This window comes from Mesorhizobium sp. WSM4846 (assembly GCF_055811415.1).
The window spans coordinates 180,325-205,193 of record NZ_JBVVPZ010000003.1; the positions used below are offsets into that span (position 1 = coordinate 180,325).

A 24,869-nucleotide genomic window follows, 5' to 3' on the forward strand; every position below is an offset into this window, starting at 1 on the left:
GGAAGGACCGACATGATGGACGGCGGAATGATGGATGGCATAGGCGGCATGATGCTGGGCATGGGGCTGGTCTGGCTCCCGCTCCTGGCGATGCTCGTCCTCGCTGCCGCGGCCTTGGTGAAGTACCTGTTCTTCAGCGCCCGCAAATGAGCAGGAAGGCCGTTGCCCTCAGTATCGTGGCGACTCTCGGGGGAGTAACCGCCCTCGCCTTGGCATGGCCGTTAGGCGCAGGCTCAGGCGAGGCCGAGGCGATCTCGCAGGGGCGGCAGCTCTATGTCGGGAACTGCGCTTCCTGCCATGGAGCCAAGCTCGAAGGCCAGCCGGACTGGAAGAGGCAGCTTCCCTCGGGACGCATGCCCGCCCCGCCGCACGATGTGTCCGGGCACACCTGGCACCACCCGGACGGGGTGCTGTTCCGGATCACCAAAGAGGGCCAGCCGCCGTGGTGGGCAACGGGTACGCTAGCGATATGCCGGGATTCGAGGACATTTTGAACGACGAGGAAATCCGCGCCGTTCTCGCCTTCATCAATAGCACATGGCCGGAGCGGGAGCGCGCCTACCAGGCGGAGATGAGCCGCCGCGAGCAGGAGAAGACGCAGTGAAGACGATCCTGTCGGCGCTGTTACTTGCCGTTCTTGTGGCCGTGGGCAACGCGCACGCGCAGGAACCGACAGTGATGCCGCTGCACGAGGAGCCGCAGCCCTTGCCGGAGCTCATCTTCGCCGACGAGGCGGGAGAGCTGCAATCTCTCGAAGATTGGCGCGGCAAGATGGTGCTGCTCAACGTGTGGGCGACCTGGTGTGCGCCCTGCCGGGCCGAAATGCCCACGCTCGACCGCCTTCAGGAGCGGCTCGGCGGCGAGGGATTCGATGTCGTCGCCCTTTCGGTGGACCGAGCGGGAGCCAGCGCAGTCCGGAAGTTCTTCGACCAGATCGGGGTCAAACTCCCCGTCTTCATCGACCAGGACGGGACTGCGATCCGCGCGTTGGGACTGTTCGGCCTGCCAGCCACGCTTCTGATCGGCCCGGACGGAAACGAGCTTGCGCGGCTCGCCGGACCCGCCGAATGGGACACCCCCGAGATGGTTTCCTTATTCGAAGGGATCATCGTACGAGAACTCGACCAAACCGGAGAACGGAGATGAACAGAAGAACACTTCTCGCCGCGATGGTCCTCACGCCCGTCCTCGCGCTTCCCGCATATGCCCATCATCCGGGCGCCGATCTCGACAGGCTGATGGGCAGCGAGGAAAAGTATTTCCAGGCGATCGACGCTCCCGCAGCGCCGGGATTCGATCTCGCCGACGACGAGGGCGATCCGGTCCGCCTCTCGGATTTCGCGGACAAGGTCGTTGTACTCAATTTCGTGTTCGCGAGCTGCACCGACGTCTGCCCGCTGCACTCCGACCTGATCGCCCGCGTCCAGGCCATGGTCAACGAAACGCCCATGAAGGACCTGGTGCAGTTCCTGACGGTGACGACAGACCCGAAGTCAGACACGCCCGAGATCATGAAGGGATATGGCGAAGCGCACGGGCTGGACCCGCGCAACTGGACCTTCCTGACCACCCGCGAAGGGCAGGCGGAGGACGCGACGCGCAAGCTGTCCGAGCAATACAACGTCCGTTTCGATCCGCTCGAAGGCGGCCAGCAGATGCACGGCGTGGTGACGCACGTGATCGACCGCGGCGGGCGCTTCGCGGCCAAGTTCCACGGCCTCAGGTTCGATCCGCTGAACCTGGTCATGTACGTGAATGGGCTGACGAACAGCGTGAGTCGGCCGTGACCAATTGACTTGATCCAGGACTGCCGCCGGACGTCCTCGGACATTGTCCGGGTTGGGGGGAACAACACGGCAACAGCGCACGGATCGCTCATAAGCCGCCGCGCCAGCGAGGCTGGGACAGGATTCTTGCTTTTCGGCATCTCCGATCTGGTGGTCTTTTTGCCACCTGATGCCGCTTCGCTCCGCCCTTTCAGGCTTCGCTCCGATTGCGAAACAATCCGATTGATGCTAATGCAACTCATTCGCATTTGCGTTATGGTGGCGGTTATGTCCGAGGTCGGCATCTGGTTCCGCGAAAAGATCAGCAGGCGTGGGCTGCTGTGGGGCGGCCTGGCGGCGGCCGGAGGCTCGGCGATAGCGGGAACGGCGGCTGGCCAATCGGTCCATTCCGGCCATGGGGCAGCGTCGGCCGCGGCCGCTGCAACTCCTCCAGCGCATTTGGCCGCCCACGGATCGATGATCACCGTCGGAGAGGTGGACAACGAGCGCAACGGCTTCGATCCATCTCGGATGGTGACGGACTGGGAAACGGGCTCGGTGTCGACGCTTCCCGACGGACGAATCCTTCGGACGTTCGAGATCGAGGCAGTCGACAAGGAAATCGAAATCGCCCCGGGGATCATGTTCCCGGCCTGGACCTACAACGGACGCGTTCCCGGGCCTGCGCTCAGGGCGACCGAAGGCGAGCACCTCCGGATCGCCTTCCGCAACTCCGGCTCGCATCCCCACTCCATGCACTTCCACGGCATACACGCCGCAAGGATGGACGGCGTCCCCGGTGCAGGATTGATCGGTCCGGGAGAAGAATTCGTCTATGAGTTCGATGCCAGGCCGTTCGGCTGCCATCTCTATCACTGCCACGCGCTGCCCCTGAAGCGGCACATTCACAAAGGCATGTACGGACTGTTCGTCATCGACCCGGATCCGGCCCGCCATCCGGAGCTTGCCGATGTCGCCCGTTCCCGCTTGCTCGGCACGCCCGAGAACGCCGAATGGCAGGAATTCGCCATGGTGATGAACGGCTTCGACACCAACTTCGACAACGGGAACGAAGTCTATGCGGTGAATACCGTCGCACACGCGTACATGAAGCGGCCGATCAGGATCGTCCGCAACCGCCCAGTCCGCATCTATCTGGCCAATGTCGTCGAGTTCGATCCCATTAACTCGTTCCACTTGCACGCCAACTTCTTCGACTATTTCGAACAGGGGACGACGCTCACGCCGACCTTGAGGACGGTCGACTTGATCACTCAGGTGCAGGCGCAGCGCGGAATCCTGGAGTTTACTACAAGGATCACGAGACCGGTCTCTACATGTTCCACCCGCATCAGTCGGAGTTCACCGAACTCGGCTGGACGGGCATGTTCGACGTGGTGGAGGCGGTCGCATGAACGAGGTCTCGCACATCGCCGCCGCCGACCCGACCGCTCCCGTCGGCCCCAGAAAATCGCGCGCCGCTTTGCGGTGGCTGATCCTGCCGCTGGCCGCCCTCGGCCTGGCGATCACCTGGCTGCTGATCTCTGACCCGCTCAGAAACTTCGGGAACGGCGCTCCGCCTGTGGAGAGCCTGACTTTCGAGCGGACGATCCTTTCGTCCGACGGCATCGGCGTCCTCGTCCGCGCCCGCGGCTCGGAGCCGATGACGATCGCCCAGGTCCAGGTTGACGACGCATACTGGCAGTTCACGCAGGAACCCGCAGGGCCGCTCGGCCGCGGCGCTACCGCATGGATTCATCTGCCCTTCCCGTGGGTGCTGGGGGAGGCGCATGCCATAAACATTGTCACCAATACCGGGGCGACGTTCGAACACGAGATCGCAGTCGCTGTGTCGACCCCGACACGGGACGCAGGGAACCTTGCTTCCCAGGCGCTGCTCGGTGTCTTAGTCGGCCTCGTTCCGGTCGCCATCGGAATTATGTTTTATCCGGTGCTGCACGGAGTCGGCCGCAACGGCATGAATTTCCTGCTCGCCCTGACTGTCGGCCTCCTGGCGTTCCTGTTAGTCGACGCCACGGCTGAAGCTTTCGAACTGGCGGCCGAGTCCGCCGCAATATTCCAGGGACAGGCCATGGTCGCCCTCGCAGCCGCTGCGAGTTTCCTCCTGCTGATGGCGGTCGGCCGCCGGGACGGAGTGCCGACCGGACTCACGCTCGCCACCTTCATCGCACTTGGAATCGGCTTGCACAATCTTGGCGAGGGGCTGGCCATCGGCGCTGCGTTCGCGGCAGGCGCGGCCGGATTGGGCACTTTCCTGGTGTTGGGCTTCATGCTGCACAACATCACCGAAGGCATCGGCATTTCCGCGCCGATGCTGAAGAAGCGCCCGCCTCTGTGGACCTTCGTCGGCTTGGCGCTCCTGGCAGGCGGTCCCGCCGGGCTTTGGATCGGGAGCCTGGCCTATGCGCCGCAGTGGTCGGCGCTGGCTCTCGCGGTCGGAGCGGGAGCCATTCTGCAGGTCATCGTCGAGGTCACTGCGTACCTGATGAGGTCGGACGGGAGAGGCCCTGCGGCGCTTACAGCGCCAGCCACGATGGCGGGATTGGCCGCAGGCGTTTCGTTCATGTATGTGACCGCTATGCTCGTCAAAGTCTGATCTGCCGCGGCGGCTACTCGCCGCACCCACAGTGAGACAACGCCGGATCTGGTCATTGTGCCTGTCCTTTCACTAGCGGCCCCAGCTGAGGAGCCGCATTGCGTTCGCTGTCACCAGCACCGTCGCGCCAGTGTCGGCCAGGATGGCGGGCCAGAGGCCAGTGACGCCGATCACCGTCGTCACAAGAAAAACTGCCTTCAGCCCGAGCGCGACCGCGATGTTCTGTTTGATGTTCGCCATCACGGCCCGCGAGAGGGTGACCATGCTGGCGATGTCCATGACACGGCCATGCAGGATTGCTGCATCCGCGGTTTCGAGCGCCACGTCCGTTCCGCCGCCCATGGCGATGCCTATGTCGGCCGCCGCGAGCGCCGGAGCGTCGTTGATGCCGTCGCCGACCTTCGCGACCTTGAGGCCTTCCTTCTGCAACTCGGTGACGATCCGCTGCTTGTCCTGCGGCAGCAGCCCGGCCCGCCCCTTGACTCCGAGGCCTGAGGCGATCGCTTCCGCAGTCTTCGGGTTGTCCCCGGTCAGCATGACCGTCCGGATGCCGATCTCCCTGAGGGCGGCCAGCCCGGCCTTTGCGTCTTCCCGCGGCTCGTCCCGCATGGCGATCAGCCCAGCCACCGCTTCGCCCGCTAGCAGCACGGAGACGGTCTTCCCCTGTCCGTTCAGGTCCTCGATCCGGGAGACCTGTTCCGGGGAGAGGGACGCGCGCCCGGCCGCAGCCTTGGCGGAGGCGAGGAACAGCGTCACGCCGCCGACATTGCCTTCCACGCCCTTGCCAGAGACAGCTTTCGCGCCGAACGCCGGAGGGATCGGCGCCTTGTCGGCCTTCGCCTTTCCGAGGATAGCGACGGCGAGCGGATGGCTCGATCCCTGTTCCAGGGCGGCAGCCATGGACAGCACCTCGCGCTCCGTCCGCCCGTAGGCGACCACGTCCGTGACGCCGGGCTTGCCTTCGGTCAGCGTGCCCGTTTTGTCGAAAGCGACAGCCGTGATCCTGCTGAAGCCCTCGAGGACCGCTCCGCCCTTCATCAGCATGCCGCGTCGCGCACCCGCGGACAGGCCTGCGGCCACCGCCGCCGGAGTGGAAATGACCAGCGCACACGGGCAGCCAATTAGCAGGATTGCAAGCCCCTTGTAGATCCGCTCGCCCCACGGCTCGCCGAAGACCAGCGGGGGCAGGATGGCCACGAGCGCACCGACGGCGAGGACGCCGGGCGTGTAGTAGCGGGAGAAGCGGTCGATGAACCTCTCGGTCGGGGCCTTGCTCTCCTGCGCCTCCTCGACCAGCCTGACGACCCGGGCGATGGCGTTGTCCTCGGCCGCCGCCGTCACGCGGACCTTCAGCACGCCGTCCGTGTTGATCGTTCCGGCGAAAACCGCTTCGTTCTCTGACTTCCGCTTGGGCGTGCTCTCCCCCGTGACGGGGGACTCGTCGATCTCGCTCGACCCCTCAACGATCTCCCCGTCCGCCGGAATGCGGTCGCCGGGCCGGACGACGATAACGTCGCCGAGTGCCAGCGCGGCGGCGGGCACCTCCGTCGTCCCACCATTCCTTTCCACGAGCGCTGTCTTCGGGACGAGGTCGGCAAGGCCCTGGATGCTCGCCCGGGCGCGGCTCGCCGCCACGCCTTCGAGCAGTTCGCCGACGAGGAAGAACAGCACCACCATCGCCGCTTCTTCCGTCGCCCCGATGAGTACCGCCCCAACGGCCGCGATCGTCATCAGCGTCTCGATGGAGAACGGCGTGCCGGCGAAGGCGGCGGAGACTGCGCGCCGCGCGATGGGAACGAGGCCGACGAGCAAGGCTGCGAGAAACGACCAGTGCCCGGCGGCCGGATAGACGAGCCCGGCCGCATAGGCGGCCACGAGGGCCACGCCCGAGGCAATGGTCAGCTTCGCCCGCCCGGACCGCCACCAGGGCTGCCCGGCCGGGATTTGGCCGTCGAGCCGGCGGTCCCCATCCTCGTTTTCAACATCGCGGTTTCCGCTCTCCCAAGGCGTGGCACCGTAGCCGAGCCGGGAGACCTGCCGCGCGATGGCATCGCTGCCGAGGGATTCCGCGTGCGTGACTGTCAGGCTGCCGTTGGTCGCTGACACGGAGACATCCTCCACGCCCTCCATTCGCCTGACGGCCGTGTCGATCTTGGACGCGCAGGAGGCGCAGTCCATACCGCTGACACGGTAGCGGGTGGTCTGTGTCAATGTTTCGGCCATGGTGCGTTCTTACGATCTCAAGCAGCTAGAGGTTCAAGCGAAATCTTCCCCGTCAAAGCCAGCGCCGCACCCGGGCTCTGTAGGCCACGTATTCGTCGCCGAACTTCCGCTCCAGGTAGCGCTCCTCCCGCAGGATGACGCCGCGGTGGACCACTAGGATGGCTGCGGGAAGGAGCGCCATTGCGAGGGGACTGCCGACGGCAAGGGCGACAGCGGGGTAGACGAGGGCCATACCGACATACATCGGATTGCGAGTCACCCGGTACACTCCGCCCGTCACTATAGCGCTCGTCGGCTGCCATGGCTCCGGCCTGGTGCCCGCCCTGCGGAACAGGCCAAGCGCGCCAGCAAGGAAGACGAGGCCTCCTCCGCCCAACAGGACCACCGCCAGCACCTGCGCCGGCAGCGCATGCACCAGGAGAGACCATCCGCTGACATACTCGTCGGCAAGCACGCCTGCGGCCAGGAAGCCTGCGAACACCAGGGGCGGAGGAGCGACCACTCCGGGATGGTCACGGGATTCCTCTTGAACTGCAGTCATGGTCTCACCTGTTGCCATTCTCTGCTGGACAACCTAGTTGCTCTAGCGACTAGAGGTTCAAGAGGAGAATGACGATGTATTCTATTGGCGACCTGTCGCGGCGCACGGGGGTAAAGGTGCCCACGATCCGGTACTACGAGCAGATGGGGTTGCTGGAAGCGCCGGAGCGGTCCGAAGGCAACCAGCGGCGGTTCGGCAGACCCGAACTGGAGCGGCTGGCCTTCATCCGGCACGCGCGCGACCTGGGCCTGAGGATCGATTCGATCCGCCAGCTAATCGATCTCAGCGGGCATCCGGACAGGCCGTGAGGGGATGCCGACAGGATCGCCAGGGAACAGTTGGGTGCGGTCAGGGAGCGCATGGCGCGGCTGCGGCGGCTAGAGAAGGAACTGGAGCGGATCGCCACCTGCTGCACGGGGGAAACGGTCGGAGACTGCTACGTCATCCGGGCGCTCTCGGATCACGCGCTGTGTGACGGCGACCACTGAACCCGTGCATGCGTTCGCGCGGGCGCAAAACGCCGCGTCCACCGCGGACCTCGTGCCATACGCCTCTCGCTACGACAAAAGGCTTGGGACCGTGTGCCTGTGCGGGTCGAGTGTCTGGTCCGATCCGGAGGGTCAGTCCCAATGCCATGCTGCGAAAGACAGCTTTCGGGCAGCCCAATGGCTGATCTGCCTCGAATGGGTCCACTTACCCGGTACTGTGAGCCGAATCGGGTGACTGCATCGGGTCGTCTCCCGCCATCCTATCGGTACCAAGTGTCGGATCGTCACCACTAGAACGACAAGCGCTCCGCCAGTTCTTTAAAATGGTTCCCGAACCCGCACCGGCTCACGCCGCCAGCAGCGACTTCAGCTTGATCGTTTGCGAACCGAGCGCCTCAGGCGCCGGCTTTGCCCTTTTTGCGATCAGCATCTCGGCCAGCCTGATGTCGCGGGCGACAGAATTGCCCGGACCGATTCCGCTCGCCGCGACCAGCCTGCCGTCTTGCGCCAGGTGAAACAGGATGAAGGCGCCGTCGTCGAGATCGCGGCGCACGACCTTGCTGCCCTCGTCCGACAGCCCAGATATCTGCAAGGTCAGGCCGTACTGATCCGACCAGAACCATGGCACAGCCGAGTGGGGCTCACCGGCGCCAAGCATGTTGCTGGCCGCAAGCGCGCCCTGCTCCTGCGCGTTGCGCCAGGCCTCCAGCCGCACGCGCCGGCCGCCATAGACGGCAAGCGGAAACGAGCAGCAATCGCCGGCGGCAAAGATATCCGGATCGCTGGTGCGAAGCTCGGCATCGACGGCTATGCCGTTGTCGATCGTCAGGCCCGCTTCTGCGGCAAGTCCGGTCACCGGCACAGCGCCGATACCGATCACCGCAAGGTCGGCGACGATGTGCTGCCCGCCGGCAAGCGCGATGCTCACCTCGGCGCCGTCATCGGCAATCGCGGCGATTGCGTCGCCGCACAGGATTTTGACGCCTTCGGCTTCATGCGCCTCGTGGACGATCTTGGCGATCTCGGCCGGCACGCCGCGCATCAGGATGCGCGGCTGCGCCTCGATGACGGTGACAACGGCGCCCAGTCTGCGTGCCGCGGCGGCGAGCTCAAGACCGATGAAGCCGCCGCCAACGATGGCGATGCGGTTGCCGGGGCTGAGATGGGCGCGAATTGCCAGCGCGTCGTTGAAGGTCCGAAGATAGACACAACGCGGCCCGAGGCCCGGCATTGGCAGTCTGCGTGGCACAGAACCGATCGCCAGCAGCAGCTTGTCGTATAGCAGCGCCGAGCCGTCCGACAGGCGCACGCCATGCGCAGCGCGGTCGATCGCCACCGCCTGAACCGAATGGATGTGCCTTATCGATCTCTCGGCCAGGATCTCATCGCTGGCGATCGCCTTGATCACCGGCGCATCGCCTGCCATAGCGTCCTTCGACAGCGGCGGCCGCTCATAGGGCAGATGCGGCTCGTCGCCGACCAGCGTCACCGGGCCATCATAGCCGAGATCGCGCAGCGCCAGGGCAGCCCGCCCGCCGCATTCGCCGGCGCCGATGATGAGCATTCCTTTCGCCATCACCGTCACCCGATCTGAATGAGGACTTTGCCGGCGTCGAGTTTGACCGGATAGGTCCTGAGATTGACGCAGACCGGCGCGCCCCTGGCTGCACCGGTCTTGTAGTTGAAGCGGCCATTGTGCTTCGGGCATTCGATGATGTCGTCCATCACCAATCCGTCGGCCAGATGCACCTTCTCATGCGTGCAAAGGCCGTCCGTCGCGAAATATTCGTCGTCGGGACTGCGATAGATGGCGAAGGTGCGGCCATCATGGTCGAACCGCATCACGTCCTCTTCGTCGATGTCATCGGCACCACAGGCCTCGACCCAGTCGCTCATTGGTCCTCCCGGCAGAATTTTGCTTGATCAACATGCCCCGGCACAGGCGCGCGTATCATTCGGCTGCTGCCGCGACAGCATCGTTATCGTTGTGGAATTCCTCGCGATAAGGCTTGGCAGTCGGCGGCAGTTCGCGCTTGAGAAAATAGTCTTCATTGCGCAGCTGGCGCAGGAAGGCAGGCACCATCTCGCGATAGCCGGCCAGGATCGATGGCGTCGGCGCCGGCAGGTCGTGCTTGATCAGCTCATGCAGCCTCGGCAGCGCGTGATAGGGCACCATCGGGAACATGTGGTGCTCGACATGGTAGTTCATGTTCCAGTAGATGAAGCGGCTGATCGGGTTCATGTGGACCGTGCGGCTGTTGAGGCGGTGGTCGATGACGTTTTCGGCGAGGCCGCCATGCTGCAGCAGGCCGGTCATGACATGATGCCAGGCGCCGTAAAGCCTGGGCAGACCGACCAGCATCAAGGGCAGGAACGAGCCGCTATAAAGCGCCAGCGCGATTGTCGCGGCATAGATCGCAGTCCAGATGCGGGCAATGCGGATCGCCTTTGGCTGCTCCTGCTCGGGAATGAAGGTCTTTTCCGCCGGGCTGATGATACCGGCCGCATTGCGCACCATGTCGGTCATGGCATGCCAGGCATCGACAATGCCGAAGAAATTGAGCACGACGCGCAACAGGTCCGGCGGGCGCATCACCGCGATCTCCGGATCGCGGCCGACGATGACCGTGTCAGTGTGATGCCGTGTATGGCTCCAGCGCCAGGTCACCGGGTTGCGCATGATCATGAAGCAGGCGATCTGATAGACCGCATCATTCATCCACTGCGTCCTGAAGGCGGTGCCGTGGCCGCATTCGTGCCAGCGTGAATCAGTGGAAGAGCCGTAGAGCACGCCGTAGACGAAGAAGAACGGCACGCACCACCATGTGCCCCAGAACCAGGCGCCGCCGGCGCCGCTCAGGACCAGGGCGGAGAGCCAGATGATGGTGTCGCGGATCGCCGGCCCATCGGAGCGCTGCATCAGCTCCTTCATCTGCTTGCGGGGCACGTCGGTATGATACCATTCGGCCGCCGCCAGCCCGGTCTCGACGGCGCGCTTCGCGTCGCGGCCGAGCAGGCTGTAATCTCGCCGGGACGGCATTGCGGATAGTGTCGCTTCCATTGAGGCTGCCTCCGTTGGCATCCGTCGGAATGGATGCCTCTGCCACAGGTGCTTATGCCCTAAAATAACGCCAAGCCGTGATAGGTTCAACATCATGAAGATAGTTTCTATCATTTCCCATCAGAATGATGTATAGCCTATGCTAGGCAATCAGGCAGGAAGCGTATGGCAAAACGGCCGACCATCACCGATCTGGCGCGTATTTCGGGGGTCAGTGTCGCCACCGTCGATCGGGTGTTGAACAATCGCCTGCCGGTGCGCGAGGAAACCGCGCGCCGCGTCTATGAGGCCGCCACCAGCATCGGCTACCACGCCGCCGGGCTGATCAAGCAGCGGATGCGCCAGGAACTGCCGGAATACCGGCTCGGCTTTCTGCTGCTGAGGGGCAATGATGTTTTCTACAGCGATTTCGCCCGCGAGATCGAACTGGCTGTCTCGCAGTCGCAGCGCTTCCGCGGAGTCGCCACCATCGATTTCGCCAGTTCGCTGGCCCCCGACGAGATCGCCGCGCAGATGCGCAAGCTGGCGGCGAAATCCAGGGCAGTCGCCCTTGTCGGTCCGGACCATCCGACGCTGACGGCGGCCGTCGAGACCCTGAAGGCGAGGGGGCAACCCGTCTTCTCCCTGCTATCCGACTTTGCAGCCGGCATCCGCGAGGGCTATGTCGGCCTCGACAACCGCAAGGTCGGTCGCACCGCGGCCTGGATGATCGCCAGAGCGGCGAGGAAGCCCGGCAAGGTCGTCCTTTTCGTCGGCAGCCATCGCTTCCATGGCCATGAGCTGCGCGAGATCGGCTTCAGATCGTTTTTCCGCGAGCATGCGCCGGAATTCACGGTGATGGAGACGCTGGTCAACCTGGAGGCCAACCAGGTGACCCATGATGCAATGATCGATCTTCTGGCGCGGTACCCGGATCTGGCCGGCTGCTATGTCGCTGGCGGCGGCATGGAAGGCGCGGTTTCCGCGCTACGGGCGGCCAGGCCGGCAAACATGCCAGTGGTCGTCTGCAACGAGATCAACGCCGAATCGCGCGCGGCGCTCGCCGACAACATCCTGACCATGGTGATTTCGACGCCGCTGGCAGCACTATGCCGCGAGCTTGTCGGGCTGATGGTTCATGCCATCGAGGCAGGCGCCGCCAATGCGCCGGGCCAGACCTTCCTGCCCTTCGACATCTATGTGCCGGAAAACATCTAGGCTCGGGCAGAACATCTGGGCTCAGCCAAGACATCCTGTTTAGATCGGGGCGTCGGCAGTGATGTGATCCATCAGCCTGATGGATTCTTGCAGAAGGTTTGCCGGCCCTCAGCCGCGTTGTCCGAAAAAACCGGCAGCCGTTTTCGGAATCTCCTTGACGCCCACCAGTAGAATGGAATAAATATTTCACCAACTAGGTATTTTGGTTCTTTCGTTCCGGAACATCTGTTTCAACGGAGGGCTTGGTGTTCCAGCCAACGCGGAAATCGCCATCGGAAACGGAGAAGCAATCGGGAGAGATTCCCTGGGAGATCGGGGATTCCGGGTAGATCGGTGCAGCCGGACACCAATTCTGTGGAGGAGAAATAGAATGAAAAAGCTGCTGTTGGGCGCCGCATTCCTGGCGCTGATGAGCTCGTCCGCCCTCGCTGCCAAAATCGGCGTGTCGATGGCGCTGTTCGACGACAATTTTCTCACCGTGCTGCGCAACGGCATGATCGAGCAGGCCAAAGGCATGGAAGGCGTCGAACTGCAGGTCGAGGACGCGCAGAACGACGTCGCCAAGCAACTCGACCAGATCAAGAACTTCGTCGCCTCGGGCGTCGACGCGATTGTCGTCAATCCAGTCGACACCTCGGCCACCCAGGCAATGTCGGATGCCGCGGCTGCGGCCAACGTTCCGCTGGTCTATGTCAACCGCGAGCCGGTCAATGTCGACGCGCTGCCGGACAACCAGGCTTTCGTTGCCTCGAACGAGGTTGAGTCAGGCACTCTCGAGACCCAGGAAGTCTGCCGCCTGTTCAAGGAAGCCGGCAAGACCGAGGCCAATGTCTATGTGATCATGGGCGAACTGTCGAACCAGGCCGCGGTGCAGCGCACCAAGGACATCGACGATGTGATCGCCACTCCCGAATGCAGCTTCATCAAGATCGTCGACAAGCAGACGTCGAACTGGAAACGCGAGGAAGCACAGAACCTGATGACCAACTGGCTGTCGACCGGCGCGCCGTTCGATGGCGTGATCGCCAACAATGACGAGAGCGCCATCGGCGCCATCCAGGCCATGAAAGCTGCCAACATCGACATGAAGTCGGTTGTTGTCGGCGGCGTGGACGCCACCCAGGACGCGCTTGCCGCGATGCAGGCGGGCGATCTCGACGTCACCGTGTTCCAGGACGCGGCCGGCCAAGGCGCCGGGGCGCTGGACGCGGCGCTCAAGCTTTCCAAGGGCGAGGCGGTCGAGCAGAAGGTCTACATCCCCTTCCAGCTGGTCACGCCGGCAAACATCGACAAGTTCCTGCAGAAGAACTGAGGCAGAGGAGCGTTCTCGATAGGAGCGGCGCGGCAGAGCATCGGACCGGTTTTTGGAATCCGACGTTTTAAGTACAAAAAAAGCAGCGCCGCTCCCTCTTTCCCTCATCGCCGAAACAAACGGCGAGAGGGCCACTGCGATTAGAGCGACGTGCGTCCGTTTGGACGCACAAAAGTACGCTCTAAAACTTTGGGACGACGCATCGTGCTTTCCGAAAATCGATCCCGATTTTCGGGCCGATGCGGTTGGAGGAAGCAAAAGTTGACACAGACAACCCATGGCGTCGGCGGACTGAGCTATGATGCGAAAAAGCGGACATGGCCTGCCGAATTCAACGTTTTCCTGGCGCTCATCATCCTGGTCGGCGCCTTCGAGCTGATAGGCCGCGTCTTTCTTGGCGACAGCTTTCTGTTCAACACCCGCCCCAATGTCGATACGATCTTCAACGAGGCGCGCCTGCAGATCATCATCCTGCAGGTGTCGATCGTCGGCATCATCGCCATTGGCGTGACGCAGGTGATCATTTCCGGCGGCATCGACCTTTCCTCTGGTTCGATCGTCGGCGCCACGGCGATGATCGCCATGAGTTTCGCCCAGGTGGCGACGGTCAACGGCAACCCTAATCCCAAGGCGGTGTTCCTCGCGCAAGGCTGGACCGACCTGCCGGTGATCGTGCCGGTGCTGGTCGCGATCGGCTGCGGCCTGCTGGCGGGCCTGGTCAACGGCTCGTTGATCGCCTACACGCGCATTCCGCCGTTCATCGCCACGCTCGGCATGATGGTCACGGCGCGCGGCATCGCCAAATGGTGGTCCAAGGGGCAGCCGATCTCGTTTCCCACCGAAAGTTTCGCCGCCATCGGCAAGGGGCTTATGCCGGTCATCATCTTCATATCGCTGGCGATTCTGTTCCAGCTGATCCTGTCATACACCAGGTACGGCAAGCACTGTTATGCCATCGGCTCCAACGAGGACGCCGCCCGCATGTCCGGCATAAATGTCAAGAACCATAAGATCCTCGTCTTTGTCATTGCCGGCATCCTCGCCTCGCTCGCCGCCGTGGTGCTGAGCTCCAAGAACCTCACCGCTCAGGCCGGCATGGGCGTGATGTACGAACTGGACGCGATCGCCATGGCGGTCATCGGCGGCGTCTCGCTGTCGGGCGGCCGCGGCTCGATCATCGGAACGGTGATCGGTGCGCTGATCTTCGGTGTCATCATCTCCGGCTTCACCTTCCTGCGCCTCGACGCCTACTACCAGGAGATGGTCAAGGGCGTGATCATCATCGGCGCAGTCGTTCTCGACCAGTGGCGCCAGCGCCTGCGGGCAATGAGGGCTTGATCATGTCAGACATCGTCCTGAAGACCGAAAACCTGACCAAATACTATGGCGGCGTGCATGCGCTCGAAAGCGCGAATTTCGAACTGCGCAAGGGCGAGCATGTCGCCATCATGGGTGACAACGGCGCCGGCAAATCGACCTTCGTGCGCCAGATCACCGCCGTCGAGCAGCGCACCAGCGGCAAGGTCTGGTTCGACGGCAAGGAAGTAAACTTCGCCGGCCCGATCGCGGCGCGCGAGGCGGGCATCGAAACGGTGTTCCAGAACCTGGCGCTTGCCGACGACCTCGACGTGCCGTCGAACCTGTTTCTCGGCCGCGAGAAGGTGCTTTTCAATCTCGGGCCTTTCTCGATTCTCGATCGCAAGTTCATGCGCAAGGCGACCGAGGCAGCGTTGATCCGCACGGCGGTCAAGATTCCCAACCTTTCCAACACCATCCGACACATGTCGGGCGGCCAGCGTCAGTGCGTGGCGATCGCCAGAACCGCTACCTTTGCGTCCAAGCTCATCATCATGGACGAGCCGACGGCAGCACTTGGTGTGCAGGAGACGATGCAGGTCGAAAACATCATCCGCACGCTGAAAGCCAATGGCGAGCCGCTGATCCTGATCAGCCACAACATGCGCCAGGTGTTCGACCTCGTCGACCGCATCGTCGTCTTCCGGCGCGGCCGCATCGTCGCCAATCTGCGCAAGCAGGACACCGACGGCAACGACATCGTCTCATACATCACCGGCGCCAAGACCGGGGAGGCCGAACTTGCGGCCTAGGGCGGATGCCGGCGCGGTCATCGACCCGTCGCCGATCTGCCGCGATAAGAAAATCTACTGCGCCTCGCGCTGAACGGTGCAGGAAAGACGTAATTCCATTTTCGAACAATCCTCAAAGGAAATTCCCATGCCTCTCCGCTTCGCTCTTCTCGGTGCCGGCCGCATCGGCAAGGTCCACGCCCGCGCCGTCGGTTCCAATCCGCAGGCCAGGCTGGTCGCAGTTGCCGATGCCTTCGAGAAGGCGGCGACCGATCTGGCGTCGGCCTATGGCGCGGAAGTGCGCAGCATCGACGCCATCGAAAAAGCCGGGGATATCGATGCGGTCATTATCTGCACGCCGACCGACACCCATGCCGATCTGATCGAGCGGTTCGCCAAGGCCGGCAAGGCGATCTTCTGTGAGAAGCCGATCGACCTCGACGCCGGCCGAGTGGAAGAATGCCTGGCCGTGGTCGACAAGGCCGGCGCCACTTTGATGGTCGGCTTCAACCGCCGCTTCGATCCGCATTTCGCCGCCGTGCGCAAGGCGATCGACGACGGCGCCATCGGCACGGTCGAGATGGTGACCATCACCTCGCGCGATCCCGGCCCGCCGCCGCTCGACTACATCGGCCGCTCGGGCGGCATCTTCCGCGACATGACCATCCATGATTTCGACATGGCGCGCTTCCTGCTCGGCGAGGAGCCGGTGGCGGTCAGCGCCCACGCCTCGGTGCTGGTCGACAAAAAGATCGGCGAGGCCGGCGACTTCGACAGCGTCAGCGTCATCCTCGAAACCGCCTCCGGCAAGCAGTGCATCATCTCCAATTCGCGACGCGCCACCTATGGCTACGACCAGCGCATCGAGGTGCATGGCTCGAAAGGCATGGTTGCGGCCGAGAACCAGCGGCCGGTGTCGATCGAGCTGGCCAATGAAAAGGGCTATACGCGCCCGCCGCTGCACGACTTCTTCATGACCCGCTACCTCGACGCCTATGCCAACGAGATCGCCGCCTTCATCGCGGCGGCGACGTCGGGCAACAAGGCGGCGCCGAGCGGTGGGGACGGGCTCGTCGCGCTGCGGCTGGCGGACGCGGCGCTGAAATCGGCGACGGAAGGCAAGACCGTCCGCCTCGACAAGACAGTCTGACCATCAAGCACAGGAGCAAGGCGATGAACGGTTCCGCCGGTCGAAATTCACAAACACGCGCCATCGTCACCGGCGGCGCGCAAGGCATCGGCTTCGCCGTCGCCGAGGCGCTGGCCGACGAGGGCTGCCGCGCCCTGGCGCTGGTCGGCCGTTCCAGGGAGAAGGGCGACAAGGCGGTCGCCGCACTTGCGAAAGACGGCGTCGAGGCCATCTTCATCAGCGCCGACGTCTCGGTGGTGGCCGATTGCAAGCGGGTCGTCGAAACCGCGATCGCTCATTTCGGCACCGTCAATGCGCTGGTCAACGCCGCCGCCACCTCGGCCCGCGGCTCACTGGTTGAGACCTCCGAGGATCTTTTTGACCAGATCTTCCAGACCAATGTGCGCGGCCCCTTCTTCCTGATGCAGGGTGTGGTGGCGCATCTGCTCGACCGCAAGGCGCTTGGCTCGATCGTCAACGTGCTTTCGATGTCGGCGCATTGCGGCCAGTCGTTCCTGGCGCCCTACTCGTCGAGCAAGGGCGCACTGGCGACGCTGACCAAGAATGTCGCCAATGCCTATCGCAGCAATCGCATCCGCTGCAACGCCGTGCTGCCCGGCTGGATGGATACCGAGGGCGAGGCGATCGTGCAGAGGAAATGGCACGACGCGCCGGACGACTGGCTGGAAAAGGCCGAGGCAGCGCAGCCGATGGGCCAGTTGGTGAAGCCGGCGCAGCTTGCCCGGCTGATCAGCTATATGATCAGCTCGCAGTCCGGCGTCATGACCGGCTCGCTGGTCGACTACGACCAAACCATTGCAGGGTCTTCGCCGGAATAGCGTCATCTGAGTAGCGTCATCTGAACGTGACAAGCACCCTGGCTTCGGCTATAGGGCTGGCATGATCCACCTGACCGCCTCGTTCTGGTACTTTAGCTACGGCAGCTCGCTGGCGGCGGGAGGATTGCGCTCGATCTGAAGATTGCAGCAACAACATCCGAACAGCCGCCAGACCTGGCGGCTTTTTTGTTTCAGCCGGCAGGTCTCCCAAACCAGGAGCAGAAAGCCGTGTTGACCACCACAGATGATCTTCGGGTCAAGGAAATCCGAGAGCTGAGTACGCCGGACGACGTGATGCGGGAGATACCGCGCACGCTGACGGCGACGCGCACCGTTGCTGCGTCACGCAATGCTATCCATGCCGTGCTGACCGGCGCCGACGATCGGCTGGTCGTCGTCGTCGGCCCCTGTTCGATCCACGACCCGATCGCTGCCGTCGACTATGCCAGCCGGCTGGTGGCGCTGCGCGAGAGCCTGTCGGACCGGCTGGAGATCGTGATGCGCGTGTATTTCGAGAAACCGCGCACGACCGTCGGGTGGAAGGGCCTGATCAACGATCCCGACCTCGACGGCAGCTTCAACATCGACAAAGGCCTGCGGATGGCCCGCAACGTGCTCTCCGCGGTCAACAATCTTGGCCTTCCGGCGGCGACCGAATTCCTCGACATGGCCACCCCGCAATACATTGCCGACCTCGTCGCCTGGGGCGCGATCGGCGCGCGCACGACGGAGAGCCAGATCCATCGCGAACTCGCATCCGGCCTGTCCTGCCCGGTCGGCTTCAAGAACGGCACCGACGGCAATTTGCGGATCGCCGCCGAGGCGGTGAAGTCCGCCGCCCAGCCGCATCATTTCATGGCGGTGACGAAGGGCGGGCGCAGCGCCATCGCGACGACCACCGGCAATGAGGACTGCCACGTCATCCTTCGCGGCGGCATTCAGCCCAATTATGACGCGGCAAGCGTCGCCGCCGCCAGTGCGGAACTCGCCCGGATCGGTGTCGCGCCACGGTTGATGATCGATGTCAGCCACGCCAACAGCAACAAGAAGCCGGAGAACCAGCCGAAGGTCGCCGCCGACGTGGCGGGCCAGGTCGCGGCAGGCGACGAGCGCATCATCGGCGTCATGATCGAGAGCAATCTCGTCGCCGGCCGGCAGGAAGTCACGCCCGGCAAGCCGCTCATCTATGGCAAGAGCATCACCGATGGCTGCATCGACTGGGCGACCACCGAGACGGTGCTGTACGGCCTTGCCGACGCCGTCGAGCAGCGCCGATCGGCGCGACGCGCCCTGGTCGCCAGCCGTCCAGGCGCCGCTTGAGACAGCTGACGCCGTGGCCGCGAAAGCGCGGCCGGCGGCCGGCTGGAAGCAGCCTCTACCGCACCGCCACCCAGCGCTGCTCCTCGAACGAGCGCGCCATTGCGTGCACCGTGCGCTCGATCTCAAGGCCTTCGTCGAAATCGATGATGCGCGCCGGCTTGCCGGCCAGCCTGGTCAGCAGCTCGCGGCATTCGATGATCTTGAGGTCGTTGAAACCGAGACCGTGGCCGGGCGCCGGCAGGAAGGCGTCGTAGGGCTTGTGGTGCGGCGCCACCAGGATGGTGCGATAGCCTTGCTCGGTCGGGCGGTCGGCTGTCAGGTAAAGCTGGAACTCGTTCATCCGCTCCTGGTCGTACAGGATCGAGCCCTTCGAGCCGAAGATCTGGATGGCGATCCGGCCCTTGCGGCCCCAGGCCGAACGGTTGACCAGCAGCGTGCCGGCAATGCCGTTTTCGAGATGCATCAGCACGCTGGCGATGTCGTAGGTCTCGACCGCGCGGCGCCCGCCTGATGCGACGCGGCGATCGGCATAGGGTTTCGCCATGTCGCACATGACGCGGGCGACGCGGCCGAACAGCACCGAGACCAGCGACAGCGGATGCACGGCGAAATCGTCGAGCGCGCCGTAACCGGACGCCGCCTCGTGCTTCCAGAAGAACAGCGCCTCCGGGTCGGCCATGAAATCCTCGTCCATCTCGATGCGCAGATGGTTGACTTCACCGATGATCTTCTCGTCGAGCAGCGCACCGATATGGCGGATCGCCGGATTCTGGATGTAGTTATAGCCGAGCGCGGCCACCTTGCCGGATTTTTTGGCCGCCGCCGCCATGGCTTGCGCCTCGGCAAAGCTCGGCGCCATCGGTTTTTCGCACCACAGGTGCTTGCCGGCTTCGAGGATGGCGATGGCCATCTCCGGGTGGAACTGGTTCGGCGTGGTCAGCGAGACGATATCGACGTCCGGGTCATCGACGACGGCGCGCCAGTCGCCGGAGCCCTTGGCGAAGCCGAACTCGGTCGCCCGGCGCTTGGCAAGGTCGTCATCGACCTCGCCGAGATGGACCAGCCTAGGCTTGGCCACATCCGGAAAGACGGTGCCGACCGCGTTCCAGGCGATGGCGTGGCACTTGCCCATGAAGCCCGTGCCGATAAGACCAACTCCGACCATTTCCTTGTCTCCACTGCCAGAAAGGTTGCGTGGATGAATTAGTCCATTTTTTCCAGAAATGGAACGCATGGCTCATTTTTTATGGCCTTCTTGCACAGGCTCGCTATGATGGGGCATCACACGGCATCGACTGATGGACCTGGGCGGAGCGACGATGGACGAACGGGTGCCCCGCGATTTCGAAACGCTGCGTTCGACGATCCTGGAACGGCGCCAGAGCCTGCCCAAGCGCATCGCGCAGATCGCCGCCTATGCGCTCGACAATCCCGACGATATTGCCTTCGGCACCGCCGCCAGCATCGCCGCCTCCGCCGGCGTCCAGCCTTCGACCCTGATCCGCTTCGCCCAGCAGCTCGGCTTCGACGGCTTCACCAGCCTGCAGCTGGTGTTTCGCGAGCGCCTGCGCGAACGCAATTCGTCCTATGATGAAAGGCTGGCGGCATTGCGCGCCAAGGCGGAGGAAGGCGCCGGTCACCGGGCGATTTTCGACGGCTTCGTCGCCGCGGCGAGCACCTCGCTCAACGATATTTCAGGCAGGTTGAACGAAGATCATTTCGAAGCTGCAATCGCCTTGCTGGCGAAGGCGGAGACGATCTATGTGCTGGCCAAGCGCCGCTCCTATCCGGTCGCCTCCTACATCGCCTATGCGCTGGGCAAGCTCAAGATCCGCAACCAGCTGATCGAATCGGCCGCCGGCCTCAACGCCGAGATGATCAGCTTTGCCTCGCCCAGGGATGCCGTCATCGCCATCAGTTTCTCACCCTATGCCCCGGCGGCCATCGAGGAGGCGCGCGTCATCTCGGAGCAAGGCGTTCCGATCGTAGCGATCACCGACAGTTCCTTTTCCCCGCTCGCCCAGTTCGCCAAAGTCTGGTTCGAGGTCGCCGAGGCCGATTTCGCCGGCTTCCGCTCGGTGTCGGCGACGATGGCGCTGGCCATGGCGCTGACCGTTGCGGTTGGGGAAAAGCGGCGCGACACCGGCGGGAAGCGCAAGGCCTGACAGGCTACTTTTCGGCAAAGGAACGCGCGTTCCATATTGACTATCGATTGGAATTCTTATTTCATATTGCCGGCGCCACGCTGCCGCTCGCGCGTGTTACCCAAGACAACAAGGCTGGTGGGAGGTTCGAATGAGCGAAGCCGTGGACGCGAAACATGCGCCGCTCGACGTCATCACCATTGGCCGCGCCTCCGTCGATCTCTATGGCCAGCAGATCGGCTCGCGCCTGGAGGACATCACCTCCTTTGCCAAGTCGGTCGGCGGCTGTCCGGCCAACATTTCGGTCGGCACGGCGAGGCTCGGCCTGCGCTCGGCGCTGCTCACCCGCGTCGGCGACGAGCAGATGGGCCGCTTCATCCGCGAGCAGTTGACGCGCGAAGGGGTTTCGGTTGACGGCCTCAGGACCGATCCGGACCGGCTGACCGCGCTGGTGCTGCTGTCGGTCGAGGACGAGGGCGTGTCGCCGATGATCTTCTATCGTACCGACTGCGCCGACATGGCGCTTTCGGAAGACGACATCGATGAGACGTTCATCGCTTCGGCACGCGCGATCGTCGTCACCGGCACGCATTTTTCGCGGCCCAACAGCGACGCCGCGCAGCGCAAGGCGATCCGTGCCATCAAGGCCACGGGCGGCAAAGTGGTGTTCGACATCGACTACCGCCCTAATCTGTGGGGCCTTGCCGGCCATGCCGAAGGCTTCGAGCGCTATGTGAAATCCGACCGGGTCTCCGCCCAGCTGAAGACAGTGCTGCCCGACTGCGACCTGATCGTCGGCACCGAAGAAGAGATCATGATCGCCTCCGGTGCCGATGATTGCCTGAGCGCGTTGAAGACGATCCGCTCGCTATCCAAGGCCACGATCGTCTTGAAGCGCGGCGCCATGGGCTGCATCGTCTATGACGGGCCGATCAGCAACGACCTCGAGGACGGCATCGCTGGCAAGGGTTTTCCGATCGAGGTCTACAATGTGCTCGGCGCCGGCGATGCCTTCATGTCGGGTTTTTTGCGCGGCTGGCTCGGCGGCGAGAGCCTGGAGACGGCAGCGACCTGGGCCAACGCCTGCGGCGCCTTCGCCGTGTCGCGGCTGCTCTGTGCACCGGAATACCCGACCTTCGAGGAATTGCAGTTCTTCCTGAAGAACGGCAGCAGGCACCTGGCGCTGCGCAAGGACGAGGCGATCAACCATATCCATTGGGCGACGACGCGCCGGCGCGACATTCCATCACTGATGGCGCTGGCCTGCGATCACCGTATCCAGCTTGACGATGTCGCCGCGAAGGCAGGCGCCGACCCGTCGCGCATCCATGATTTCAAGGTGCTGACGGTCAAGGCGGCGGCAAAGGTTGCCGCCGGCCGCGCCGGCTACGGCATGCTGCTCGACGAAAAATACGGCCGCGAGGCGATGTTCGAATTCGCCCGCCATCCTTTCGCCTGGCTTGGCCGGCCAGTCGAATTGCCCGGATCGCGGCCGCTTCGTTTCGAGTTCTCGCAGGACATCGGCTCGCAACTGATTGAGTGGCCGGTCGGCCATTGCATCAAGTGCCTGTGCTTCTACCACCCCGACGACCCGGAGGCGCTGAAGACCGAGCAGCAGCAGAAGCTCAAAAGCCTGTTCGGGGCTGCGCGGAAAGTAGGCAGAGAACTTCTCATCGAAATCATCGCCGGCAAGCACGGCGAGCTCGACGACACGACGATCCCGCGGGCGCTGGAGGAACTCTATGCGCTTGATATCAAGCCCGACTGGTGGAAGCTTGAACCGCAGGCCTCAGCCGGGGCCTGGGCGAAGATCGAAGCGGTGATCCTGAAGAACGATCCGTGGTGCCGCGGGGTTGTGCTGCTCGGCCTCGAAGCGCCGCCGGACGAGCTGGAAGCGGCCTTTGCCGCCACCGCCAAGGCGCCCATCGTCAAGGGCTTCGCCGTCGGTCGCACCATCTTCATCAACGCGGCCGAACAATGGCTTGCCGGCAAGATGTCGGACGAGGAGGCGGTGGCCGACGTGGCGTCGCGCTTCGAGAGGCTGACCGAGGCATGGCTTGCCGCGCGCGGCCGCAAAGCAGCATAAGAAGGCGCGGCATAAGGACTGCGGAGGAAAACAACATGACCAAGACAATCCGCCTGACGATGGCGCAGGCGCTGACCCGCTTTCTTGCTCGCCAGATGGCCGAGATCGACGGCAGGAAAATGCCGATCTTCGGCGGCGTCTGGGCGATCTTCGGCCACGGCAATGTCGCCGGCATCGGCGAGGCGCTTTATCAGGTGCGCGACGAATTGCCGACCTTTCGCGCCCACAACGAACAGGCGATGGCGCATGCGGCGATCGCCTATGCCAAGTCCAATTTCCGCCGCCGGTTCATGGCGGCGACCAGTTCGATCGGCCCCGGCGCGCTCAACATGGTGACGGCGGCGGCACTTGCGCATGTAAACAGGTTGCCCGTCCTGTTTCTCCCCGGCGACGTCTTCGCCAATCGTATCCCCGATCCCGTGCTGCAACAGGCAGAGGATTTTTCCGACGGTACCGCGACGGTCAATGACTGCTTCCGGCCGGTGTCGCGCTATTTCGACCGCATCACCCGGCCCGAGCAGATCATCCCGGCGCTCAACCGTGCCATGCAGGTGCTGACCGATCCGGCCGAATGCGGACCGGTGACCTTGGCGCTCTGCCAGGACGTGCAGGCCGAGGCCTTTGATTACCCCGAGAGCTTTTTTGCCGAACGGGTCTGGCATCAGCGCCGGCCGCGTCCGGACCGTGGGGAATTGGCGGCCGCCGTGGCGGCGCTGAAGGCGGCAACAAAGCCCTTGGTGATTGCCGGCGGCGGCGTGCTTTATTCGCAGGCTTCCGGCGAACTGGCGCAGCTGGCCCAAGGCGCCGGCATCCCGGTCTGCGAGACGCAGGGCGGCAAATCCTCGCTGCCGGACGATCATCCGCTCAACATGGCGGCGGTCGGCGTCACCGGCACTTCGGCGGCCAACCGGCTGGCCGAGGAAGCCGACGTCGTGCTTGCCGTCGGCACCAGGCTGCAGGATTTCACCACCGGCTCGTGGGCGCTGTTCAAGAATTCCGGCAAGACCATCATCGGGCTGAACGTCCAGCCTTTCGATGCGGGCAAGCACCAGGCGCTGCCGCTGGTCGCCGATGCGGCGGAAGGGCTGGCCGAGCTCGGCGCGGCGCTGAACGGCTGGCAGGCGCCGGCTGCCTGGACCAATAATGCGGCCGGGGGGAAGAAAGAATGGCAGGCCGAAGCCGGCAAGGTGACGGCCTCGACCAATGCCGCCTACCCGTCGGACGCGCAGGTGATCGGCGCCGTGCAGCGCGCCATGGGCTCCGACGTGATATTGCTTCATGCCGCCGGCGGCCTGCCCGGCGAGTTGCACAAGCTCTGGCAGGCGGGCGCGCCCGGCTCCTACCACGCCGAATACGGCTTCTCGACCATGGGCTACGAGATCGCTGGCGGGCTCGGCGTCAAGATGGCCAAGCCCGACGAGGAGGTCGTCGTCATGATCGGCGACGGCTCCTATCTGATGCTCAATTCCGAGATCGCAACCTCGGTCATGCTCGGCCTCAAGCTGACCATCGTGCTGCTCGACAACAGGGGCTATGGCTGCATCAACCGGCTGCAGATGGCGACCGGCGGCGCCAACTTCAACAATCTGCTGAAGGACGCTCGCCACGAGGTTATGCCCGATATCGACTTCGCGGCGCATGCGGCAAGCCTCGGCGCTATCGCCGAGAAGGTTTCGTCGATCGCCGGGCTGGAAACGGCGCTGGCAAAGGCGAAAAACAATAGCAAGACGACGGTACTGGTTATCGACACCGACCCACTGGTGTCGACCGATGTCGGCGGCCATTGGTGGGACGTCGCCGTGCCGGAAGTTTCTTCGCGGCCGCAGGTGAACGCCGCACGCAAAGCCTATGAAGAAAAGCGGCGGATGCAGAGTGTTGGTGATTGATGTCGGCGCTGCCAAGCCCCTACCTCCCCCTTGTGGGGAGGTCGGACCGAAGGTCCGGGTGGGGGTCCGGCGCCGCGGGCCCCCCCCCCCCCCGCGCCGGGGGGCCCCCCCCCCCCCCCCGCGGGGGGGGGGGGGGGGGGGGGGGGGGGGGGGGGGGGGGGGGGGGGGGGGGG

22 protein-coding genes and 2 pseudogenes are annotated in these 24,869 nt (G+C 64.1%); 18 read left to right on the top strand and 6 right to left on the bottom strand.

Features of this window, described 5'->3' with window-relative positions:
* Positions 1 to 12: 12 nt before the first annotated feature.
* The 7 genes and pseudogenes from AC0L15_RS04835 to AC0L15_RS04865 all read left to right on the top strand — a co-directional run bounded on the left by AC0L15_RS04835 (position 13) and on the right by AC0L15_RS04865 (position 4,383).
* Complete coding sequence (locus AC0L15_RS04835) at positions 13 to 150, top strand: hypothetical protein (protein ID WP_473495958.1); 138 nt, start codon at positions 13 to 15, stop codon at positions 148 to 150.
* Positions 147 to 494 (top strand): c-type cytochrome, encoded by a 348-nt coding sequence (locus AC0L15_RS04840; protein ID WP_353813046.1) that lies wholly within the window; start codon positions 147 to 149, stop codon positions 492 to 494. The genes AC0L15_RS04835 and AC0L15_RS04840 overlap by 4 nt, the downstream gene beginning before the upstream one ends.
* A complete protein-coding gene (locus tag AC0L15_RS04845) occupies positions 470 to 604 on the top strand; it encodes a c-type cytochrome (protein ID WP_353813054.1) in 135 nt (44 codons plus the stop codon). The genes AC0L15_RS04840 and AC0L15_RS04845 overlap by 25 nt, the downstream gene beginning before the upstream one ends.
* Positions 601 to 1,146, top strand: a complete 546-nt coding sequence (locus AC0L15_RS04850; protein WP_287246763.1) for a TlpA family protein disulfide reductase — start codon at positions 601 to 603, stop codon at positions 1,144 to 1,146. Before AC0L15_RS04845 ends, AC0L15_RS04850 begins: the two co-directional genes overlap by 4 nt.
* A 23-nt stretch (positions 1,147 to 1,169) precedes the next feature.
* Positions 1,170 to 1,787: an SCO family protein gene (locus AC0L15_RS04855; protein ID WP_287246764.1), complete on the top strand. Its 618-nt coding sequence runs from the start codon at positions 1,170 to 1,172 to the stop codon at positions 1,785 to 1,787.
* Between the two features lie 267 nt (positions 1,788 to 2,054).
* Positions 2,055 to 3,181: pseudogene (locus AC0L15_RS04860) on the top strand (multicopper oxidase domain-containing protein).
* The gene (locus tag AC0L15_RS04865) at positions 3,178 to 4,383 is read left to right on the top strand and encodes a ZIP family metal transporter (protein WP_473495959.1); all 1,206 of its coding nucleotides are present in this window, start codon (positions 3,178 to 3,180) and stop codon (positions 4,381 to 4,383) included. The pseudogene AC0L15_RS04860 and the gene AC0L15_RS04865 overlap by 4 nt, the downstream one beginning before the upstream one ends.
* A 72-nt stretch (positions 4,384 to 4,455) precedes the next feature.
* Here AC0L15_RS04865 and AC0L15_RS04870 read toward each other — a convergent pair whose 3' ends face one another.
* Entirely contained in the window at positions 4,456 to 6,606 is a 2,151-nt protein-coding gene (locus AC0L15_RS04870) for a heavy metal translocating P-type ATPase (RefSeq protein ID WP_473495960.1), read from the bottom strand.
* Positions 6,607 to 6,658: 52 nt separating this feature from the next.
* A complete protein-coding gene (locus tag AC0L15_RS04875; protein ID WP_287246766.1) occupies positions 6,659 to 7,147 on the bottom strand; it encodes a methyltransferase family protein in 489 nt (162 codons plus the stop codon).
* Between the two features lie 74 nt (positions 7,148 to 7,221).
* On the opposite strand from AC0L15_RS04875, the pseudogene AC0L15_RS04880 reads away from it, so the two are divergent.
* Positions 7,222 to 7,635 (top strand): annotated as a pseudogene (locus AC0L15_RS04880) (MerR family transcriptional regulator).
* Between the two features lie 346 nt (positions 7,636 to 7,981).
* Here AC0L15_RS04880 and AC0L15_RS04885 read toward each other — a convergent pair.
* The 3 genes from AC0L15_RS04885 to AC0L15_RS04895 are packed head-to-tail and all read right to left on the bottom strand — an operon-like array spanning position 7,982 to position 10,696.
* Positions 7,982 to 9,211, bottom strand: coding sequence for an NAD(P)/FAD-dependent oxidoreductase (locus AC0L15_RS04885; RefSeq protein ID WP_287246767.1), 1,230 nt, complete (start codon positions 9,209 to 9,211; stop codon positions 7,982 to 7,984).
* A gap of 5 nt (positions 9,212 to 9,216) precedes the next feature.
* Positions 9,217 to 9,531, bottom strand: a complete 315-nt coding sequence (locus AC0L15_RS04890) for a MocE family 2Fe-2S type ferredoxin (protein ID WP_077375194.1) — start codon at positions 9,529 to 9,531, stop codon at positions 9,217 to 9,219.
* A gap of 55 nt (positions 9,532 to 9,586) precedes the next feature.
* Positions 9,587 to 10,696, bottom strand: coding sequence for a fatty acid desaturase family protein (locus tag AC0L15_RS04895; RefSeq protein ID WP_287246768.1), 1,110 nt, complete (start codon positions 10,694 to 10,696; stop codon positions 9,587 to 9,589).
* 165 nt (positions 10,697 to 10,861) lie between these two features.
* Between AC0L15_RS04895 and AC0L15_RS04900 the strand changes: the two genes are divergently transcribed.
* The 7 genes from AC0L15_RS04900 (at position 10,862) to AC0L15_RS04930 (ending at position 18,580) form a co-directional block, all read left to right on the top strand.
* Entirely contained in the window at positions 10,862 to 11,893 is a 1,032-nt protein-coding gene (locus AC0L15_RS04900) for a LacI family DNA-binding transcriptional regulator (RefSeq protein ID WP_287246769.1), read from the top strand.
* A gap of 370 nt (positions 11,894 to 12,263) precedes the next feature.
* Positions 12,264 to 13,205: a sugar ABC transporter substrate-binding protein gene (locus AC0L15_RS04905; RefSeq protein ID WP_473495961.1), complete on the top strand. Its 942-nt coding sequence runs from the start codon at positions 12,264 to 12,266 to the stop codon at positions 13,203 to 13,205.
* A gap of 261 nt (positions 13,206 to 13,466) precedes the next feature.
* Positions 13,467 to 14,543 carry an ABC transporter permease gene (locus tag AC0L15_RS04910; RefSeq protein ID WP_287246771.1) on the top strand — a complete coding sequence of 359 codons (1,077 nt, stop codon included), beginning with the start codon at positions 13,467 to 13,469 and terminating at the stop codon, positions 14,541 to 14,543.
* A 2-nt stretch (positions 14,544 to 14,545) separates the two neighbouring features.
* Positions 14,546 to 15,313 carry an ATP-binding cassette domain-containing protein gene (locus AC0L15_RS04915; RefSeq protein ID WP_023796933.1) on the top strand — a complete coding sequence of 256 codons (768 nt, stop codon included), beginning with the start codon at positions 14,546 to 14,548 and terminating at the stop codon, positions 15,311 to 15,313.
* Between the two features lie 127 nt (positions 15,314 to 15,440).
* Complete coding sequence (iolG, locus tag AC0L15_RS04920; protein ID WP_287246772.1) at positions 15,441 to 16,442, top strand: inositol 2-dehydrogenase; 1,002 nt, start codon at positions 15,441 to 15,443, stop codon at positions 16,440 to 16,442.
* A 23-nt stretch (positions 16,443 to 16,465) separates the two neighbouring features.
* Entirely contained in the window at positions 16,466 to 17,260 is a 795-nt protein-coding gene (locus tag AC0L15_RS04925) for an SDR family oxidoreductase (protein ID WP_473495962.1), read from the top strand.
* 228 nt (positions 17,261 to 17,488) lie between these two features.
* A complete protein-coding gene (locus AC0L15_RS04930) occupies positions 17,489 to 18,580 on the top strand; it encodes a 3-deoxy-7-phosphoheptulonate synthase (RefSeq protein ID WP_023796935.1) in 1,092 nt (363 codons plus the stop codon).
* 55 nt (positions 18,581 to 18,635) lie between these two features.
* Here the strand turns inward: AC0L15_RS04930 and AC0L15_RS04935 are convergent, their stop codons facing one another.
* Complete coding sequence (locus AC0L15_RS04935) at positions 18,636 to 19,745, bottom strand: Gfo/Idh/MocA family protein (protein ID WP_287246773.1); 1,110 nt, start codon at positions 19,743 to 19,745, stop codon at positions 18,636 to 18,638.
* A gap of 154 nt (positions 19,746 to 19,899) precedes the next feature.
* Here AC0L15_RS04935 and AC0L15_RS04940 point away from each other — a divergent pair, with 154 nt between their 5' ends.
* From AC0L15_RS04940 to iolD, 3 genes are all read left to right on the top strand, one after another.
* The gene (locus AC0L15_RS04940) at positions 19,900 to 20,745 is read left to right on the top strand and encodes a MurR/RpiR family transcriptional regulator (RefSeq protein ID WP_473495963.1); all 846 of its coding nucleotides are present in this window, start codon (positions 19,900 to 19,902) and stop codon (positions 20,743 to 20,745) included.
* Positions 20,746 to 20,875: 130 nt separating this feature from the next.
* On the top strand, positions 20,876 to 22,810 hold the full coding sequence (locus AC0L15_RS04945; RefSeq protein ID WP_287246775.1) for a bifunctional 5-dehydro-2-deoxygluconokinase/5-dehydro-2-deoxyphosphogluconate aldolase: 1,935 nt from the start codon (positions 20,876 to 20,878) through the stop codon (positions 22,808 to 22,810).
* Between the two features lie 35 nt (positions 22,811 to 22,845).
* On the top strand, positions 22,846 to 24,696 hold the full coding sequence (gene iolD, locus AC0L15_RS04950) for a 3D-(3,5/4)-trihydroxycyclohexane-1,2-dione acylhydrolase (decyclizing) (protein ID WP_287246776.1): 1,851 nt from the start codon (positions 22,846 to 22,848) through the stop codon (positions 24,694 to 24,696).
* Positions 24,697 to 24,869 lie beyond the last annotated feature (173 nt).

Coding starts and splice junctions, on each gene's coding strand:
- AC0L15_RS04865 (WP_473495959.1), top strand. CDS start 3,178: ATGAACGAGGTCTCGCACATCGCCGCCGCCGACCCGACCGCTCCCGTC.
- AC0L15_RS04945 (WP_287246775.1), top strand. CDS start 20,876: ATGAGCGAAGCCGTGGACGCGAAACATGCGCCGCTCGACGTCATCACC.
- AC0L15_RS04885 (WP_287246767.1), bottom strand. CDS start 9,211: ATGGCGAAAGGAATGCTCATCATCGGCGCCGGCGAATGCGGCGGGCGG.
- AC0L15_RS04895 (WP_287246768.1), bottom strand. CDS start 10,696: ATGGAAGCGACACTATCCGCAATGCCGTCCCGGCGAGATTACAGCCTG.
- iolG (WP_287246772.1), top strand. CDS start 15,441: ATGCCTCTCCGCTTCGCTCTTCTCGGTGCCGGCCGCATCGGCAAGGTC.
- AC0L15_RS04890 (WP_077375194.1), bottom strand. CDS start 9,531: ATGAGCGACTGGGTCGAGGCCTGTGGTGCCGATGACATCGACGAAGAG.
- iolD (WP_287246776.1), top strand. CDS start 22,846: ATGACCAAGACAATCCGCCTGACGATGGCGCAGGCGCTGACCCGCTTT.
- AC0L15_RS04935 (WP_287246773.1), bottom strand. CDS start 19,745: ATGGTCGGAGTTGGTCTTATCGGCACGGGCTTCATGGGCAAGTGCCAC.
- AC0L15_RS04925 (WP_473495962.1), top strand. CDS start 16,466: ATGAACGGTTCCGCCGGTCGAAATTCACAAACACGCGCCATCGTCACC.
- AC0L15_RS04855 (WP_287246764.1), top strand. CDS start 1,170: ATGGTCCTCACGCCCGTCCTCGCGCTTCCCGCATATGCCCATCATCCG.
- AC0L15_RS04940 (WP_473495963.1), top strand. CDS start 19,900: ATGGACGAACGGGTGCCCCGCGATTTCGAAACGCTGCGTTCGACGATC.
- AC0L15_RS04875 (WP_287246766.1), bottom strand. CDS start 7,147: ATGACTGCAGTTCAAGAGGAATCCCGTGACCATCCCGGAGTGGTCGCT.
- AC0L15_RS04870 (WP_473495960.1), bottom strand. CDS start 6,606: ATGGCCGAAACATTGACACAGACCACCCGCTACCGTGTCAGCGGTATG.
- AC0L15_RS04840 (WP_353813046.1), top strand. CDS start 147: ATGAGCAGGAAGGCCGTTGCCCTCAGTATCGTGGCGACTCTCGGGGGA.
- AC0L15_RS04845 (WP_353813054.1), top strand. CDS start 470: ATGCCGGGATTCGAGGACATTTTGAACGACGAGGAAATCCGCGCCGTT.
- AC0L15_RS04905 (WP_473495961.1), top strand. CDS start 12,264: ATGAAAAAGCTGCTGTTGGGCGCCGCATTCCTGGCGCTGATGAGCTCG.
- AC0L15_RS04915 (WP_023796933.1), top strand. CDS start 14,546: ATGTCAGACATCGTCCTGAAGACCGAAAACCTGACCAAATACTATGGC.
- AC0L15_RS04900 (WP_287246769.1), top strand. CDS start 10,862: ATGGCAAAACGGCCGACCATCACCGATCTGGCGCGTATTTCGGGGGTC.
- AC0L15_RS04835 (WP_473495958.1), top strand. CDS start 13: ATGATGGACGGCGGAATGATGGATGGCATAGGCGGCATGATGCTGGGC.